This window comes from Azospirillum sp. B506 (genome assembly GCF_000333595.1).
Lineage (GTDB): Bacteria > Pseudomonadota > Alphaproteobacteria > Azospirillales > Azospirillaceae > Azospirillum.
Genome location: NZ_BADK01000093.1, coordinates 1 through 16,403 on the forward strand (window position 1 = coordinate 1; position 16,403 = coordinate 16,403).

Genomic DNA, 16,403 nt, shown 5'->3' on the forward strand with positions numbered 1-16,403 from the left:
CACCACTTCTGAGGAGTCTATGTTGGTTTAGGTCTTGTCTGTCGGGGTGAAGCCTTGTAAAAGGCGCCGCTCCTCAGCGCGGGTGTAGCTCAGTTGGTTAGAGCGCCGGCCTGTCACGCCGGAGGCCGCGGGTTCAAGTCCCGTCACTCGCGCCACTTTGCGGGCGTAGCTCAGGGGTAGAGCACAACCTTGCCAAGGTTGGGGTCGAGGGTTCGAATCCCTTCGCCCGCTCCATGACTGGAGCGACAGTTTTTTGGGTTCCCGTGGTCTCGTAGCTCAGCGGGAGAGCACTACGTTGACATCGTAGGGGTCACTGGTTCAATCCCAGTCGGGACCACCATTCTGAAGGCCGCCAACCGGAACGGGTTGGCGGCCTTCGCCGTTTTGCTTCGCCATTCCGGGAGGATGGCCGATGGCGCGTTGCGCGCGAAGGCGCATTCCCGATCATCTCAATCTACCAATGCGCGCACGGATTCGTTAAGGTCCGGCTCCTTACAAGGAGCTTGCCATGACCAATACCATCAAGGCTGAAGAGCGTGCCCTGCTGAACATCTTCTGCAACGATTTCTGGTTCCGCATTCCAACCTATCAGCGCTCCTACGCCTGGGAGGCGGAACAGGTCAACGAGCTTCTTGAGGATCTGCGCAACGCCATGGCCGGCGATGATCCACTCCGTCCGATCACCGATTTATCGCCCTATTTCCTCGGCAGCATCGTCCTCATCAAGGCGCCAAACCGCAGCGAGGCCGACGTGGTCGACGGACAACAGCGGCTGACCACGCTGACCATGCTGTTTGCGGTTCTGCGCGAACTGGCACCGCCGGGGATGGTCGCCGACACGCTGCATTCCCTGGTCTGCGAAGCGGGCAACCCGCTGACCGGTGCGGTGGGCCGCTTCCGCCTTCAGCTCCGTGACAAGGACCGTCTGTATTTCCAGCAGATGGTGCAGCGAAGGGAAGGGCTCGCCACCCATGCGGACCAGGCCATCGGGGATTTGACCGACGTACAACGCCGAATCCGGACGAATGCGCTGTTCCTGCGCCGGAAGCTGTCGGAGATGACGGCCGGGGAGCGCGACCGGCTCGCCGCGTTTCTGATCCAGCGCTGCTATCTGGTGGTCGTATCGGCCAGTGATCAGCGGTCGGCGATCCGCATCTTCTCGGTGATGAACAACCGGGGTCTGGACCTGTCGCCCACCGACATCCTGAAGGCCGACGTCATCGGCGCGCTGCCCGAGGTGCAACAGCGTGATTACACGGAGATTTGGGAAGATATCGAGGAGAAGCTGGGCCGCGACGGCTTCACCGACCTGTTCGGCCATATCCGCATGATCGAGGTGAAGGCAAAGGCGCAACGGTCGCTGGTCGATGAGATGGGGGAGCACGTCAAGCCGGCCGCGGCGCCCGCCACCTTCATCAACCGCAAGCTCGCCCCCTTCGCCGATGCCTTCGCGGAGGTGCGCGCGGCCGAGTACCAGGGTGGGGACGCGATCCAGGCCAAGGAGATCAATGCCCGCCTGCGCTATCTCGGCCAGCTTGACAATGCGGACTGGATCCCGCCGGCGGTGCTGTACTTTGCGCGCCATCGCAACGACCCGGCGTCCCTGCTGACCTTCACCCGTGGCCTGGAGCGGCTGGCCTACAGCCTGTTCATCCGCCGCGTCTGGTCCACCGACCGCATCGCCCGCTATGCGCGTCTTCTCCAGGCCATCGACCGGGGAGACGAGCTTGGTGCCGAAGGCTCACCCCTCCAACTGACCGCGGTCGAGCGGCGGGAGACGCTGGACCTGCTGGATGGCAACATCTACGAGGTGACGCGCGTCCGGCTTCCGCTGCTGCTCCGGCTCGACGCCCTGCTGGCCGATGCCGGCGTGGCGTACGACGTGCCTCTGATCACCGTGGAGCATGTCCTGCCGCAGAACCCGGCCGCCGGCAGCGAATGGCTGCGGCTGTTTCCCGACGAAGGGGAGCGGATCGCCTGGACCCATCGTCTCGCCAATCTGGTCCTGCTCAATGGGCGCAAGAACGCCCAGGCCAGCAACTTCGACTTCGAACGCAAGAAGCATACGTATTTCACCCGTGATCGTGTCGCCACCTTCGCCCTCACGACCCAGGTGCTGAACGTCACGCAGTGGACACCTGCCGAGCTGGAGATCCGTCAGCGGGCATTGCTGAATATTCTTGCCAGGGAATGGCAGCTGGATGCCGGCGCTTTTTGAGTGGAACCCGGACGCCTCTGCCTTGCCCCCGCTTGCTGCAGGTCGGTCCGCTGTCGATAATGCGCCTCCAATTCCAGCCGGCGGCTGTCCGTTTTCGACGGCCGCCGGCTGGCCGATGGAAGAGGCCCACCGTGTTTTCACTGTCCGACCTGCGCCGCTTCATCGATCCCGGAACCTTTGAGCGGGGTCAGCACTATTGGAAGGCGGGCCGCGTTTCGGAGGTGGAGGCCAAGCGCGGGCGTGGTGATCGCTGGCTGGTGGTATCGTCGGTTCGGGGATCGTCGCGCACGCCCTACCGCCAGGAAGTCACGGTCGATATCACCAGGGGCGTGCTCCGGAGGCTCGAAGGGTCTTGCGATTGCCCGGTGGGCTACAATTGCAAGCATGTCATCGCGGCGCTGCTGACATGGCGGGAACGTTTGTCGGCGCCGTCCCAGGTCGGTCCGGCGCCAACGCCGCCGATGCGGCCTCCGGCCCCTGTCCCTGCGGAACCGGAGCTTTCGGCACCGGTGAAGGAGCTGCTGTCGCGCCTGACCGCGGCGGCGTTGCGTGACGGCGGCGACCGGTATGCCGACACCGTGCGCAAGCGCCTGCTCTATGTGCTGAACCTTGGCGATTCGCGGTCCGGTGAGCGGATCCTGCTGCTTCGCATCGTCTCCGTCACCCTGCGCAAGGACGGCCAGTTCGCCAATGACGACAAGCCGTATGATGCCCCGCAGTTCAACAGCCTGAACACCGCGAAGTTCGTCACTCCGGCCGACCACGACCTGTTGAAGGCGGTGTCGCGCAATGGACAGTCCGTTGCGCAGGAGTTCCGGCTGGCGCCCGAAACCGCGCCCTGGCTGATCGAGCGCATGCTGCCCACCGGGCGGCTCTATTGGCAGGATTTCCGCAAGGGTGCGCCGCTGCGTCCCGGCCCGGCCATGTCCGGCACGCCGCGCTGGGAGACCGACGGCGCCGGCAACCAGCGCTTCGCCATTGCGGTCGAACCGGAATCCGACGCTGTTCCGCCGACTGTCGTGCTGCCGGCTATCATACTGCCGACTGTGCCGCTGCTCTATGTCAATCCGGCGGAAGCCACCTGCGGCCCGATCGAGGCGGCCGCGGTGTCTCCGCACATCGCCGCCGCGCTGCTGGCAGCCCCGCCGCTGCCGCCGGGAGACGTCGCCGCCTTCCGGGCCGAGGCGGAGCGGTTCGGCGACCGCCTGCCGGTGCTGCCGAATCCCCCGGCGCGGGCGGAGCGGCGCCGCGTCGTGCCCCGGCCGGTGCTTCGGCTGGCGGCGGCACGGCCGGCGGGTCTGTACGGCCTTTATCAGCCGGGCTATGGGCGGTCGGGCTATGGGATGATGGAGGCTCCCGAGATTGCGGTCGCCGATCTGCAGTTCGATTATGCCGGCACCCGGCTGCATTGGAAGCGGGGCGGGCCGCCGCTGCAATGGATGGAGGACGGCGTCCTCGTCACCGCCGAGCGGCGTCCGGCCGAGGAGAGGAAGGCGGTCAAGCGCTTGAAGGAGGCCGGGCTCGACATCCCGCCGTTGCCGCTCAGCGTCGGCGGCGGGATGTCGGTCCGGGATGAACTGTTCGCGGCGCCCGGCGACGAGTTCGAGGAACGGTCGACCTGGCTCGATTTCTGCCATTCGGTGCTGCCCGAGTTGAAGGCCGCCGGCTGGATCGTCGAGGTCGTCCCGGGGTTTCCCTACGAGGTTCTGGACGCGCCGAAGGACTGGGCGTTCGAGGTCGGGGACGGGTCCGGCATCGACTGGTTCAGCCTGTCGCTGGGCGTCGATGTCGGCGGGGAGCGGATCGACCTGCTGCCGATCCTGCGCGAGGTGATCGACGCGCTTGCCCGGATCGACCCGTATCTGCTCGGCGACGAGTTTCTGGACGACGACGGCGAGCCGGGGAATGGTGGGGGGACCGACAGGGGGATGCCCGGCCTGGAGGCGGTGCTGGAGCAACTGGCACCGTCTGGAACGATGTTCGTGCGGATCGGCACCAGCCGCTACATGCCGCTGGAGGTGGAGCGGCTGAAGCCGATGATCGGCGTCCTGATGGAGCTGTTCGGCCTGCAGCCCGGCGGCGGGCAGCTGCGGATCGGCCGGTCCCATCTGGGAGACCTGTCGGCGTTGGAGGATGCGGCGGCCGCGGCCGGCATCCCGCTGTTGGGCGCCGACGCCGTCCGCAGCATGGCCAAGGCTCTGCGCGAGGCGGGCGGCGTGCCGGCGGTGGCGCCGCCGCAGGGGCTGCACGCCACCTTGCGTCCATACCAGCAGGCGGGACTCGACTGGCTGCAGTTCCTGGGCGCCCACGGTTTCGGCGGCATCCTGGCCGACGACATGGGGCTGGGGAAGACGGTGCAGGCGCTGGCCCACCTGATGACGGAGAAGGAGGCCGGGCGGCTAGACCGGCCCAGCCTGCTGATCGCGCCGACCAGCGTGCTCGGCAACTGGCGGGCGGAGGTCCAGCGCTTCGCCCCGACCCTGCGCACGGCGATCCTGCACGGGCCGCAGCGCAAGGAGGCCCATGGGTCGCTGGCCGATCACGATCTGGTGGTGACCTCCTACGCCCTGCTGCCGCGCGACCGCGAGGTGCTGACGGCCCAGCCCTGGCACATGGCGATCTTCGACGAGGCGCAGTATCTCAAGAACCCCGCCGGCCAGTCCTACAAGGCGGCGCAGGCGCTGGAGGCGCGCCAGCGCCTGTGCCTGACCGGCACCCCGGTGGAGAACAATCTGGACGAGCTGTGGGCGCTGTTCGCAGTCAGCATGCCGTCGCTGTTCGGCGACCGCACCGGCTTCCGTCGCACCTTCCGCACGCCCATCGAGAAGCATGCCGACGCCGAGCGCCAGCGCGTGCTGGCCCGCCGCGTCCGCCCCTTCCTGCTGCGTCGCACCAAGGAGCAGGTGGCGGCGGAGCTGCCGCGCAAGACCGAGATCCTGGAGACGGTGGAGCCCGGCGACAGCCAGCGCGACCTCTATGAGACCATCCGGCTGACCATGGACAAGCGGGTGCGCGAGGAGGTGGCGCGCAAGGGACTGGCGCGCAGCCACATCACCATCCTCGACGCGCTGCTGAAGCTGCGGCAGGTCTGCTGCGACCCGCGGCTGGTGAAGCTGGAGAGCGCCCGCAAACGGGTGGCGAAGGGGGCGGCGTCGGCCAAGCTTGGCCGGCTGCTGGAGATGCTGCCGGAACTGCTGGACGACGGCCGGCGGATCCTGCTGTTCTCGCAGTTCACCTCGATGTTCGACCTGATGCGGCCGGAACTGGAGCGGTTGGGCATCCCCTTCGTCGAGCTGACCGGCGACACCAGGGACCGCGAGACGCCGGTCAGGCGCTTCCAGGCCGGCGAGGTGCCGCTGTTCCTCATCAGCCTGAAGGCCGGCGGCACCGGGCTGAACCTGACCGCCGCCGACACGGTGATCCATTACGACCCCTGGTGGAACCCGGCGGTGGAGGATCAGGCGACCGACCGCGCCCACCGCATCGGCCAGGACAAGCCGGTCTTCGTCTACAAGCTGGTCACCACCGGCACGGTGGAGGAGCGCATGGTCCAGCTTCAGGAGCGCAAGCGCCGGCTGGGCGAGGCGGTCTACGACCAGGACCGGACGGCGGAGGATCTGCTGACCGCCGACGACCTCGACTTCCTGCTGGCGCCCATCGGCGGCTAGGGGGCGGCGGCGCTCAGATCATCGCCAGGGGCAGTTTGCGCTTCGGCGGCGGGAATGCCTTGTCGATCTCCGCGATGTCCTCGGCGGTCAGGGTCAGCTTTGCGGCTTCGGCGTTCTGGAGGACGTGCGCCGTGGTCCCCGCCTTGGGGATCGCGATGACACCCTGCTGGCGCAAGGCCCAGGCAATCGCCACCTGCGCCGGGGTGGCGTCGTGGCGTTTCGCCACCGCCAGCAGGGCGGGGGAGCGCAGCAGGCGGCCGCCCTGGCCGATGGGGGAATAGGCCATCACCGGCATCCGCGCCGTGTGCTGGACGGGCAGCAGGTCGTATTCGATGCCGCGGTGCTCGGGGTTGTAGAGCACCTGATTGGCGGCGCAGCCCTGCAGGTCGGCGGTCTCCGCCAGTTCCTCCAGATCGTCGACGTCGAAGTTCGATACGCCCCAGCGGGCGATCTTGCCGGCCTGGATCAGCGTTTCGAAGGCCTCGACCGTCTCCTCCAGCGGCACGCCGCCGCGCCAGTGCAGCAGATAGAGGTCGATGCGGTCGATCCGCAGCCGCTTCAGGCTGCGCTCGCAGGCCTTCACCGTGCCGATGCGGGACGCATTGCTGGGCAGGACCTTGGTGACGATGAACAGACCGTCGCGGCGGCCGGCGATGGCCTCGCCCACCAGTTCCTCCGACGCGCCGTCGCCATACATCTCGGCGGTGTCGATCAGAGACATGCCATGGTCGATGCCGGCCCGGAGGGCGGCGATCTCGGCGGCGCGGTCGCCGCGTCCCTCCGCCATCATCCAGGTGCCTTGGCCGAGAGCCGGGACCTCGGTGCCATCCGGCAGGGTCACGCGCTTCATCTCCGTCTCTCCCGTCTGTCTTGCCGAAAGACAACAAGCTGGTCCTGCGGGGCCAGCTTGTCGATGAGTCTTCGGTGGGCTTTCCGGGGAATGGGACGGTGCTATGCCGCCTTCTTCGGCGCTCCGGCATGGCCGCCTTCCAGGAAGTTCAGCAGCTCCTCCCGGTACTCGTAATAGCGCGGGTGGTCCAGCAGGGCCTGACGGGTGCGCGGGTGGGGGATGTCGACGGCCAGGATGTGGCCGATCTTCGCATTCGGGCCGTTGGTCATCATCACCACCCGATCGGCCAGCAGCAGCGCCTCGTCGACGTCGTGGGTGACGCAGACCGCGGTGACCTTGGTGCGCGCCCACACCTCCATCAGCACCTCCTGCAGCTCCCAGCGGGTCAGGCTGTCGAGCATGCCGAACGGTTCGTCGAGCAGCAGCAGCTTCGGCGACAGGGCGAAGGCGCGGGCGATGCCGACGCGCTGCTTCATGCCGTTGGACAGCTCCGACGCCTTCCGGTCCATGCTGTCGCCCAAGCCGACGCGGGCGAGGTAATAGCGCGCGATGTCGGCGCGCTCGCCCTTGCTCGCATGGGGGAAGACGCGGTCGACGCCGAGCATGACGTTCTCGTAGGCGGTCAGCCAGGGGAACAGGCTGGGGGCCTGGAACACGACGGCGCGGTCGGGGCCGGCGCCGTCCACCTCCTTGCCGTCCAGCACGATGCCGCCGCTCGTCACGTCGGCGAGGCCGGCGACCATCGACAGCACGGTGGACTTGCCGCAGCCGGAATGGCCGATCAGCGAGACGAACTCGCCCTTGCGCATCTTCAGGTCGAAGCCGTCCACCACGGTCAACGGACCCTTCGGCGTGGCGAAGGTCTTGGTCAGCCGGGTGAATTCCAGATAACGGTCGTCCATCCCGCGCCCGCCCATCGCCTCGATGTAGGCCTTGGGCGGGGGCGAGGCGGTGATCGGCTTCACATCGGGCAGGACAAGCCCGTCATCGCCGCCGGTGCCGCGGGCGACGCCGACCTCCATCAGATAGGCGGTGACCTCGGCGCGCAGGCGCTTGAAATCCTCGTCATGGTTGACGGCGGTGCGGTCGCGCGGGCGCGGCAGATCGACGGTGAAGGCGGGGCCGAGCGTGGCGTTCGGGCCGGGGGTCAGCGGGATGATGCGGTCGGCCAGCAGGATCGCTTCGTCCACATCGTTGGTGATCAGGATGACGGTCTTGCGATCCTTGCGCCAGATCGCCTCGATCTCGTCCTGCAGCTTGGCGCGGGTCAGGGCGTCGAGCGCCGACAGCGGCTCGTCCAGCAGCAGCATCTCCGGGCTCATGGCCAGCGCGCGGGCGAAGCCGACGCGCTGGCGCATGCCGCCCGACAGCTCCTTGGGCCGGCGGTCGGTGGCGTGGCCGAGGCCGACCGTCTCCACCGCCCGGCGGGTCAGAACGCCGCGTTCGGCCGAGGGCTTGGCCTTGTGGACGGCATCGACCGCCAGCGCGACATTCTCCTTCACGCTGAGCCAGGGCATCAGCGAATAGGACTGGAAGACCAGCCCGCGTTCCGGGCCGGGGCCGGTGACCCGCTTGCCGCGATAGAGCACTTCGCCGGCGTCCGCCATCGCCAGACCGGCGATCAGGTTGATCAGCGTCGACTTGCCGGAGCCGGAGAAGCCGACGATGGCGACGAACTCGCCCTCTTCGATCGACAGGTCGATGTCGCGCAGGACGGTGGTGCCACCGTAGGACTTCGACACACCCTTCAGGTCCAGGATCGCCATGGCCGGTGTCTCCTTAGCGGGCGGGGCTGTGGCTGACGGCGGACTGGAGCGCCAGCATCACGCGGTCGAGCAGGAAGCCGATCAGGCCGATGGTGAAGACCGCCACCATGATCTTGGCCAGCGAGTTTGAGGACCCGTTCTGGAACTCGTCCCAGACGAACTTGCCGAGGCCGGGGTTCTGCGCCAGCATCTCCGCGGCGATCAGCACCATCCAGCCCACGCCCAGCGACAGCCGCAGGCCGGTGAAGATGTAGGGCAGGGCCGACGGCAGCACGAGGCGGCGCACCATGGTGAAGCCGGAGAGCTGGAGCACCTTGCCGACATTCATCAGGTCGCGGTCGATCGATGAGACGCCGACCGCGGTGTTGATCAGCGTCGGCCACAGCGAGCACAGCGTGACAGTGATGGCGGAGGTCAGGAAGGACTTCTCGAACAGCGGGTCGCTGCCCGACACGGTGGCGCTGACCACCATGGTGACCAACGGCAACCAGGCCAGCGGCGACACCGGCTTGAAGATCTGGATCAGCGGGTTGATCGCGGCGTTGACGGTCGGCGACAGGCCGCTCGCCACCCCCAGCGGCACCGCCACCAGCGCGCCGAGCAGGAAGCCGGTGAAGACGGTCTTCAGGCTGGTGACGATCTGGTCGAGATAGGTCGGCTTGCCGGCATAGGGGCGGGTCTTGACCTCCGCCTTCGGGTCCTTGGCCAGGATCTCGGCGTTGCGCTTGGCCTGCCGGTCGTAGAAGGCGGCCTCCTTGGCGCGCTCGGCCTTGTGGTCGGCGTAGAGGTTGGTCGCCTGCTCCCACACCTGCGCCGGGCCGGGGATGGCGCCGAGGCTGGTCTGCACCTGCGGGGCGGCCCAGCCCCAGGCGGCGAGAAACAGCAGGATGGCGGTCAGCGGGATGCCCATCTGGCGCCACAGCTCGATGCCCTGCTGGCGCGGGTTCTCGCCGGCGGCGAGCCGCAGCAGCGGCGCCAGCCAGCCGAGGCCGATTGTGGTCAGGGCGGAGGCGATGCGGTTCAGCGCCTGGGCGCGGCGCGCCTTGCGCTGGGCGCGGGCGAGGTCGGCGGAGGTGTCGGTCAGGCTGGTCATAGAAGTCTTCCCCTTGGAAAGATCCCTTCTCCCCCCTGGGGAGAAGGTTAGGATGAGGGGGTTCGGCGCAGCCGAAGAGATCCTCGAAGCGGATCCCCCTCACCCCGACCCTCTCCCCCCTTATGGTATGGGCGGGGGAGAGGGGGGATTGGCGGGTGGTGGAAGTGCTGGCGCTTACCCGCCCACCACCTGGCCGCCCTCGATCTTCTGGTCGCCCTTCAGGCCGATGGGCTGCTTGGCGAGGTAGTCGTTCGGCTTGTGGCCGTCATAGGGGATGCCGTCGATGAAGCCGGTGTCGACCGGCTTGTAGCCGTCGCTCTTCCACAGGAAGTCGGCTTCCTTCGCCTTGCCCTCCTCGACCAGCAGCTTGGCCGCCTGCAGGAAGAGGTCCGGCTTGTAGACGCTGCGCGCGGTCTGGTCATACCAGCTGTCGGGCTTGGCCTCGGCGATCTGGCCCCAGCGCCGCATCTGGGTCAGGTACCAGACGGCGTCGGAATAGAAGGGGTAGTTCGCGTTGTAGCGGAAGAAGACGTTGAAGTCGGGGACGTCGCGCTTGTCGCCCTTTTCATATTCGAAGGTGCCGGTCATCGAGTTGGCGATCACCGTGGCGTCGGCGCCGACATATTCGGGCTTGGCCAGGATCTTCACCGCCTCGGCGCGGTTGGCGTTGTTGTTCTCGTCCAGCCACTGGGCGGCGCGGATCAGCGCCTTGACGACGGCCAGATGGGTCTTGGGATTCTTCTTCGCCCAGTCGTCGGTGACGCCGAAGACCTTCTCGGGGTTGTTCTTCCAGATCTCATTGTCGGTGATCACCGGCACGCCGATGCCCTTGACCACCGCCTGCTGGTTCCACGGCTCGCCGACGCTGTAGCCGTAGATGGTGCCGGCCTCCAGCGTCGCCGGCATCTGCGGCGGCGGGGTGACGGAGAGCAGCGCGTCGGCACCGATCTGGCCCGAAACATCGGTCGGGCTGTAGAAGCCCGGGTTGATCCCGCCCGACGCCAGCCAGTAGCGCAGCTCGTAATTGTGGGTCGAGACCGGGAAGACCATGCCCATGTTGAAGGGCTTGCCCTCGGCCTTGTACTGGGCGATCACCGGCTTCAGCGCGTCGGCCTTGATCGGGTGGACCGGCTTGCCGTCGGGGCCGGTGGGCACATTGGCCTTCATCTTCCGCCAGACGTCGTTCGACAGCGTGATGCCGTTGCCGTTCAGGTCCATCGAGAAGGCGGTGACGATGTGCGCCTTGGTGCCGAAGCCGATGGTGGCGCCCAGCGGCTGGCCGGCCAGCATGTGGGCGCCGTCCAGCTCGCCGGAGATCACGCGGTCGAGCAGGACCTTCCAGTTCGCCTGCGGTTCCAGCGTGACGGAGAGGCCCTCATCCTCGAAGAAGCCCTTCTCGACGGCGATGGCGAGCGGCGCCATGTCGGTCAGCTTGATGAAGCCGAGCTTCAACTGGTCCTTTTCGACGTCGAGCGGGGCGGCATGGGCGGAGACGCCTGCGGTCAGGGCGACGGCCGCAATGGCCCATGGGGCAGCGGATGCGAGAAGGTGGCGAAGGGTGCGGTGGGCCACGTCGGTTGCTCCATCTCTGAAATCCGGACCAGCGGTCGGGCGGGGCGACACCGGTGTCGATTTTCTGGGCAAGTCCCGGACTGGCTGTTTTTCGGGCAGGCGGCTTTGATGTGCCTTGGCCGTCGAAAGCGTCCAGCGGGATCGACCGCAAAAGCCCTTTGAAAAGGCTTGTCGATACCGGGGTCGGCAACACTGCCGGGGGCTGGCCCATCATTGGACGCTTGGGATGCACGCACCGTCGTTGGCGCGCTTCTGGTCTCCCTCTTCGCAAGCCTCATGCCAAAGGATGGTTTTTGCTGAAGAAACGGCTGGAGCGGTTGATTCTATTGGCTATGACCGGGCGGAAGGTATGAATCGCCTCGTGGGGGTATTGGGTCGTCTGCCGATTTATGCGGCGCGCACAAGCCTGCCTGTCCATGCTTTGTGCAATACCTAAGCATGATCCAAAAACAGGCACCAAGGTATCGGGTGCGGTGAGGTCCGGAAGTCTGCGGAATCCCTGGGATTTTGCTGTGCACAGCCCGCCTTGCGGTGATTGGCACACGGATTGCGTAGAAGCCGGCGAGACAACAGCGGGCGCCAGCAACGTCGCCAGTGCCCGCGACATCGCCGAAGCCCACGCGACGACGCGCGGATTTGGCTCTGGTTCGACGACGAACCGCCCCGGACAACGGCGTCCGAACAGGTGTGCACCCGCCTTCGCGATTCAGTCGCCGGGCAGGGATGCGGCCTGTTCGGGCGCCTTTCTTTTTGGCCCCGTGCCTGACTTTGCGGCAGGCCGGACAGGATAGACGAGGCAGACGCGCCATGGACATGCATCTCTCATCGAACAACGGGCTCGCCGTCGAATCTGATGCCATCGAACTCAATGAGTCCGAATTGCGGAGCGCCGGCCTGGCCCGGGAGCGGCTGGTGGTGGTCGGCAACGGCATGGCCGGCATGAAGACGGTGGAGGAGCTGCTGGCCAAGGCGCCCGGCCGCTTCGACATCACCGTCTTCGGGGCCGAACCGCATCCCAACTACAACCGCATCATGCTGTCACCGGTGCTGGCGGGGGAGAAGACCTTCGACCAGATCGTGCTGAACAGCCGCGAGTGGTACGACGCCAACGGCATCACGCTCCTGACCGGCGAGCCGGTGGAGGGCATCGACCGCGAAGGCAAGACCGTCGTTTCGCAGTCCGGCCGCGTCGTTCCCTATGACCGGCTGCTGATCGCCACCGGTTCCATGCCCTTCATCATCCCGGTGCCGGGATCGACCCTGCCGGGCGTCATCGGCTTCCGCGATCTGGCCGATGTCGACGCCATGCTGGCGGCAGCGGCGAAGGGCGGCCGCGCCGTGGTGATCGGCGGCGGCCTGCTCGGGCTGGAGGCGGCCAACGGCCTGCGGGTCAAGGGCATGGAGGTCACCGTTGTCCATTTGATGCCGACGCTGATGGAACGCCAGCTCGACCCGTCGGCCGGCATGCTGCTGCAGCGCGAGCTGGAGCGCCGCGGCATCGAGGTGCTGACCGGCGCGGACACCGCCGAAATTGTTGGAAACAATCAGGGGGGCGACGGGTGGGTCAGCGCGGTGCGGCTGAAGGATGGGCGCGAACTGCCGGCCGACATCGTCGTCATGGCGGTGGGCATCCGTCCCAACATGGCGCTGGGCAAGGCGGCCGGGCTGGAGTGCGGGCGCGGCATCCGCGTCGATGACCGGATGCGCACCAGCGACCCGTCGATCTATGCGGTCGGCGAATGCGTCGAGCATCGCGGCGTCACCTGGGGCCTCGTCGCCCCACTGTTCGAGATGGCGAAGGTGCTGGCCCATGATCTGGCGGGCGGGGAGGGTGCCGCCTACACCGGTTCCGTCACCTCGACCAAGCTGAAGGTCACTGGCGTCGATGTGTTCTCGGCCGGCGATTTCTCGGGCGGGGCGGGGACCGAGGACATCGTGTTCCGCGACGCCGCCCGCGGCGTCTACAAGCGGCTGGTGCTGAAGGACGGCAAGCTGCTGGGCGCCGTGCTGTATGGCGATACCAAGGATGGCGCCTGGTACTTCTCGCTGCTGAAGGACGGCGCCGACGTCTCGGCCGAGCGCGACACCATGATCTTCGGCCAGGGGTTCGGCAGCGCCGATGCCGGCGATCCGAATGCTGCCATTGCGGCACTGCCGGACAGCGCCGAGATCTGCGGCTGCAACGGCGTCTGCAAGGGCGCCATCGTCAAGGCGATCACGGAGAAGGGACTGACCAGCCTGGACGAGGTGAAGGCGCACACCAAGGCGTCGGCCTCCTGCGGCGGATGTTCCGGCACGGTGGAGCGGCTGCTGGCGGTGACGCTGGGCGACGGCTTCACGGCGGCGCCCAAGGTCAAGCCGATGTGCAAATGCACCCACCACACCCATGATCAGGTGCGGGCGGCCATCGTCGGCCGCGGGCTGAAGACCATGGCCGAGGTCTTCCAGGCGATGGAATGGACGACGCCGGACGGCTGCGCGTCCTGCCGGCCGGCGCTGAACTATTACCTGCTGTGCGCCTGGCCGGGTGAATACAAGGACGACTACCAGTCGCGCTACATCAACGAACGCGCCCACGCCAACATCCAGAAGGACGGCACCTATTCGGTCGTGCCGCGCATGTGGGGCGGGCTGACCAATGCGGCTGAACTGCGCGCCATCGCCGACGTGGTCGACAAGTTCGCCATCCCGACCGTGAAGGTCACCGGCGGCCAGCGCATCGACCTGTTCGGCGTGAAGAAGGAGGATCTGCCGGCGGTCTGGGCCGACCTCAACGCCGCCGGCATGGTGTCGGGCCATGCCTATGCCAAGGGGCTGCGCACGGTGAAGACCTGCGTCGGCTCGGAATGGTGCCGCTTCGGCACGCAGGACTCGACGGGTCTGGGGGTGAAGCTGGAGCGGATGACCTGGGGCACCTGGACCCCGCACAAGGTCAAGCTGGCGGTGTCCGGCTGCCCGCGCAACTGCGCCGAGGCGACCATCAAGGATCTGGGCGTGGTGTGCATCGACAGCGGATACGAGCTGCATGTCGGCGGCAACGGCGGCCTGCATGTCCGCGCCTGCGACCTGCTGGTCCGGGTCGCGACGGAGGAGGAGGTTCTGGAATACACCGGCGCCTTCATGCAGCTCTACCGCGAGGAGGCCCGCTATCTGGAGCGTACCGCGCCCTGGGTGGAGCGGGTCGGCCTCGACCACATCAAGGCGGCGCTGGTCGAGGATCCGGAGCGGCGGCGGGATCTCAACGCGCGCTTCCTGTTCTCGCAGACCTTCTCGCAGGACGACCCATGGGCGGAACGCGCCGCCAAGGGCGTCGACCGCCACGAATTCAATCTGCTCGCCGAAGTGGGGTAACCGATCATGGACAGCATCGTCATGGAAAACGCCGCCCCCGAAACCGCCATCTCGGAAATCGTCTGGACCGAGGTCGGCAGCATCGACGACATCCCGGTGCTGGGCTCGCGCGTCGTCCGCACCCCCGATGGCGACATCGCCCTGTTCCGCACGGCGGCAGACGAGGTCTTTGCCCTGGAGGATGCCTGCCCACACAAGCAGGGGCCGCTGTCGCAGGGCATCGTCCATGGCCGCCGCGTCACCTGTCCGCTGCACAGCTGGGTGATCGAGCTGGCGACCGGCGAGGCGGTCGCCCCCGACGAGGGCCGCACCGGCCATGTCCCGGTGCGGGTGGAGGGGCGCAGCGTCGCCATCGCGCTGGCCGAGGCCAAGCTGTCGCGCGGTGGTTGCCGCAAGGCCTGCGGCCATGTTTGACGGAGCGGAGTCGACCTCCGGGCCGAAACGGGAGGTGAAGACCACCTGTCCCTATTGCGGGGTCGGGTGCGGGGTGATCGCGACGGTGGCGGCGAACGGAGCCGTCAGTGTGCATGGCGATGCCGGCCACCCGGCGAACCGGGGGCGGCTCTGCTCCAAGGGATCGGCGCTGGCCGACACGCTGGTGCCGGACGGGCGGCTGCTGCATCCCGAAGTCAACGGGCGGCGGGTGTCGTGGGACGAGGCGCTGGACGAGGTGGCCCGGCGCCTTTCCGACACCATCGCCAGGCATGGACCGGACTCGGTGGCCTTCTACGTCTCCGGCCAACTGCTGACCGAGGATTACTATGTCGCCAACAAGCTGATGAAGGGCTTCATCGGCTCGGCGAACATCGACACCAATTCGCGGCTCTGCATGGCCTCGTCGGTGGTCGGGCACAAGCGCGGCCTGGGTGCCGACGCGGTGCCGGGGAGCTACGAGGATTTCGACTGTGCCGATCTGGTGGTGCTGGTGGGGTCGAACCTCGCCTGGTGCCATCCGGTTCTGCACCAGCGGCTGCTGGCGGCGCGGGCGGAGCGCGGCACCCGCATCGTCGTGGTCGATCCGCGGCGGACCGACTGCGTCGATGCCGCCGACCGCCATCTGGCGCTGACGGCCGGGACCGATGCGCTGCTGTTCAACGGGCTGCTGGCCTATCTGGAGGGCAACGGCCATCGCGAGGCCGGCTTCGTCGCCGCCCATGCCGAGGGGGTGGAGGAGGCGCTGGCCGCCGCCCGCGCCGATGCGCCGGACATCGCGACGGTGGCCCGCCGCTGCGGGCTGGCGGAGGCGGAGGTTGCCGCCTTCTATGCCGAGTTCGCGGCGACCGGGCGGGTGATGACCGTCTATTCCCAGGGGGTCAACCAGTCCTCCCAGGGCAGCGACACCGTCAACGCCATCCTGAACGCGCATTTCCTGACCGGGCGCATCGGCAGGCCGGGCTGCGGTCCCTTTTCCGTCACCGGGCAGCCGAACGCCATGGGCGGGCGCGAGGTCGGCGGGCTGGCGAACCAGCTGGCCGCCCATATGGGCTTCACGGCGGAGGAGGTCGATCGGGTCGGCCGCTTCTGGAACGCGCCGCGCGTGGCGGAGAAGCCGGGGCTGAAGGCCGTCGACCTGTTCCGTGCCATCGAGGCCGGGACAGTCAAGGCGGTGTGGATCATGGCGACCAACCCCGCCGTCAGCATGCCCGATGCCGGACGGGTGCGCCGGGCGCTGGAGCGCTGCGAGACGGTGGTGGTCTCCGACTGCATCCGCGACACCGACACGGGCCGCTTCGCCCACATCCGCCTGCCGGCCAAAGGCTGGAGCGAGAAGGACGGCACCGTCACAAACTCCGACCGGACCATCTCGCGCCAGCGCGCATTTACGGATGGCGCGGGGGAGCGCAAGCCCACTGGTGGATCGTCACCCGGTCGCGCGCGCATGGGC

Annotated in this window: 8 protein-coding genes, 3 tRNA genes and 1 pseudogene; 8 read left to right on the forward strand and 4 right to left on the reverse strand. The window is 67.7% G+C overall.

What is annotated here, in order from left to right:
- Positions 1-78 precede the first annotated feature (78 nt).
- The 5 genes from I71_RS03495 to I71_RS03515 all read left to right on the forward strand — a co-directional run bounded on the left by I71_RS03495 (position 79) and on the right by I71_RS03515 (position 5,886).
- A tRNA-Asp gene (locus tag I71_RS03495) sits at positions 79-155 on the forward strand.
- Positions 156-159: 4 nt separating this feature from the next.
- Positions 160-234 (forward strand) — tRNA-Gly (locus tag I71_RS03500).
- Positions 235-265: 31 nt separating this feature from the next.
- A tRNA-Val gene (locus I71_RS03505) sits at positions 266-340 on the forward strand.
- Positions 341-508: 168 nt separating this feature from the next.
- Positions 509-2,218: a DUF262 domain-containing protein gene (locus I71_RS03510; protein WP_042690714.1), complete on the forward strand. Its 1,710-nt coding sequence runs from the start codon at positions 509-511 to the stop codon at positions 2,216-2,218.
- Positions 2,219-2,349: 131 nt separating this feature from the next.
- Complete coding sequence (locus tag I71_RS03515) at positions 2,350-5,886, forward strand: DEAD/DEAH box helicase (protein WP_042690717.1); 3,537 nt, start codon at positions 2,350-2,352, stop codon at positions 5,884-5,886.
- Positions 5,887-5,899: 13 nt separating this feature from the next.
- Here I71_RS03515 and I71_RS03520 read toward each other — a convergent pair whose 3' ends face one another.
- The 4 genes from I71_RS03520 to I71_RS03535 all read right to left on the reverse strand — a co-directional run bounded on the left by I71_RS03520 (position 5,900) and on the right by I71_RS03535 (position 11,167).
- The gene (locus I71_RS03520) at positions 5,900-6,736 is read right to left on the reverse strand and encodes an aldo/keto reductase (RefSeq protein WP_042690718.1); all 837 of its coding nucleotides are present in this window, start codon (positions 6,734-6,736) and stop codon (positions 5,900-5,902) included.
- 101 nt (positions 6,737-6,837) lie between these two features.
- Complete coding sequence (locus I71_RS03525) at positions 6,838-8,502, reverse strand: ABC transporter ATP-binding protein (protein ID WP_042690721.1); 1,665 nt, start codon at positions 8,500-8,502, stop codon at positions 6,838-6,840.
- A gap of 13 nt (positions 8,503-8,515) precedes the next feature.
- Positions 8,516-9,595, reverse strand: coding sequence for an ABC transporter permease (locus I71_RS03530; protein WP_042690723.1), 1,080 nt, complete (start codon positions 9,593-9,595; stop codon positions 8,516-8,518).
- Between the two features lie 174 nt (positions 9,596-9,769).
- Complete coding sequence (locus I71_RS03535) at positions 9,770-11,167, reverse strand: CmpA/NrtA family ABC transporter substrate-binding protein (RefSeq protein ID WP_083896946.1); 1,398 nt, start codon at positions 11,165-11,167, stop codon at positions 9,770-9,772.
- A gap of 807 nt (positions 11,168-11,974) precedes the next feature.
- Between I71_RS03535 and nirB the strand changes: the two genes are divergently transcribed.
- From nirB to I71_RS03550, 3 genes and pseudogenes are all read left to right on the forward strand, one after another.
- Positions 11,975-14,518 (forward strand): nitrite reductase large subunit NirB, encoded by a 2,544-nt coding sequence (gene nirB / locus I71_RS03540; protein ID WP_375731171.1) that lies wholly within the window; start codon positions 11,975-11,977, stop codon positions 14,516-14,518.
- Between the two features lie 6 nt (positions 14,519-14,524).
- A complete protein-coding gene (nirD, locus tag I71_RS03545) occupies positions 14,525-14,932 on the forward strand; it encodes a nitrite reductase small subunit NirD (protein WP_042690725.1) in 408 nt (135 codons plus the stop codon).
- Positions 14,925-16,403: pseudogene (locus tag I71_RS03550) on the forward strand (molybdopterin-dependent oxidoreductase); the annotation flags it as partial. The gene nirD and the pseudogene I71_RS03550, both read left to right, overlap by 8 nt.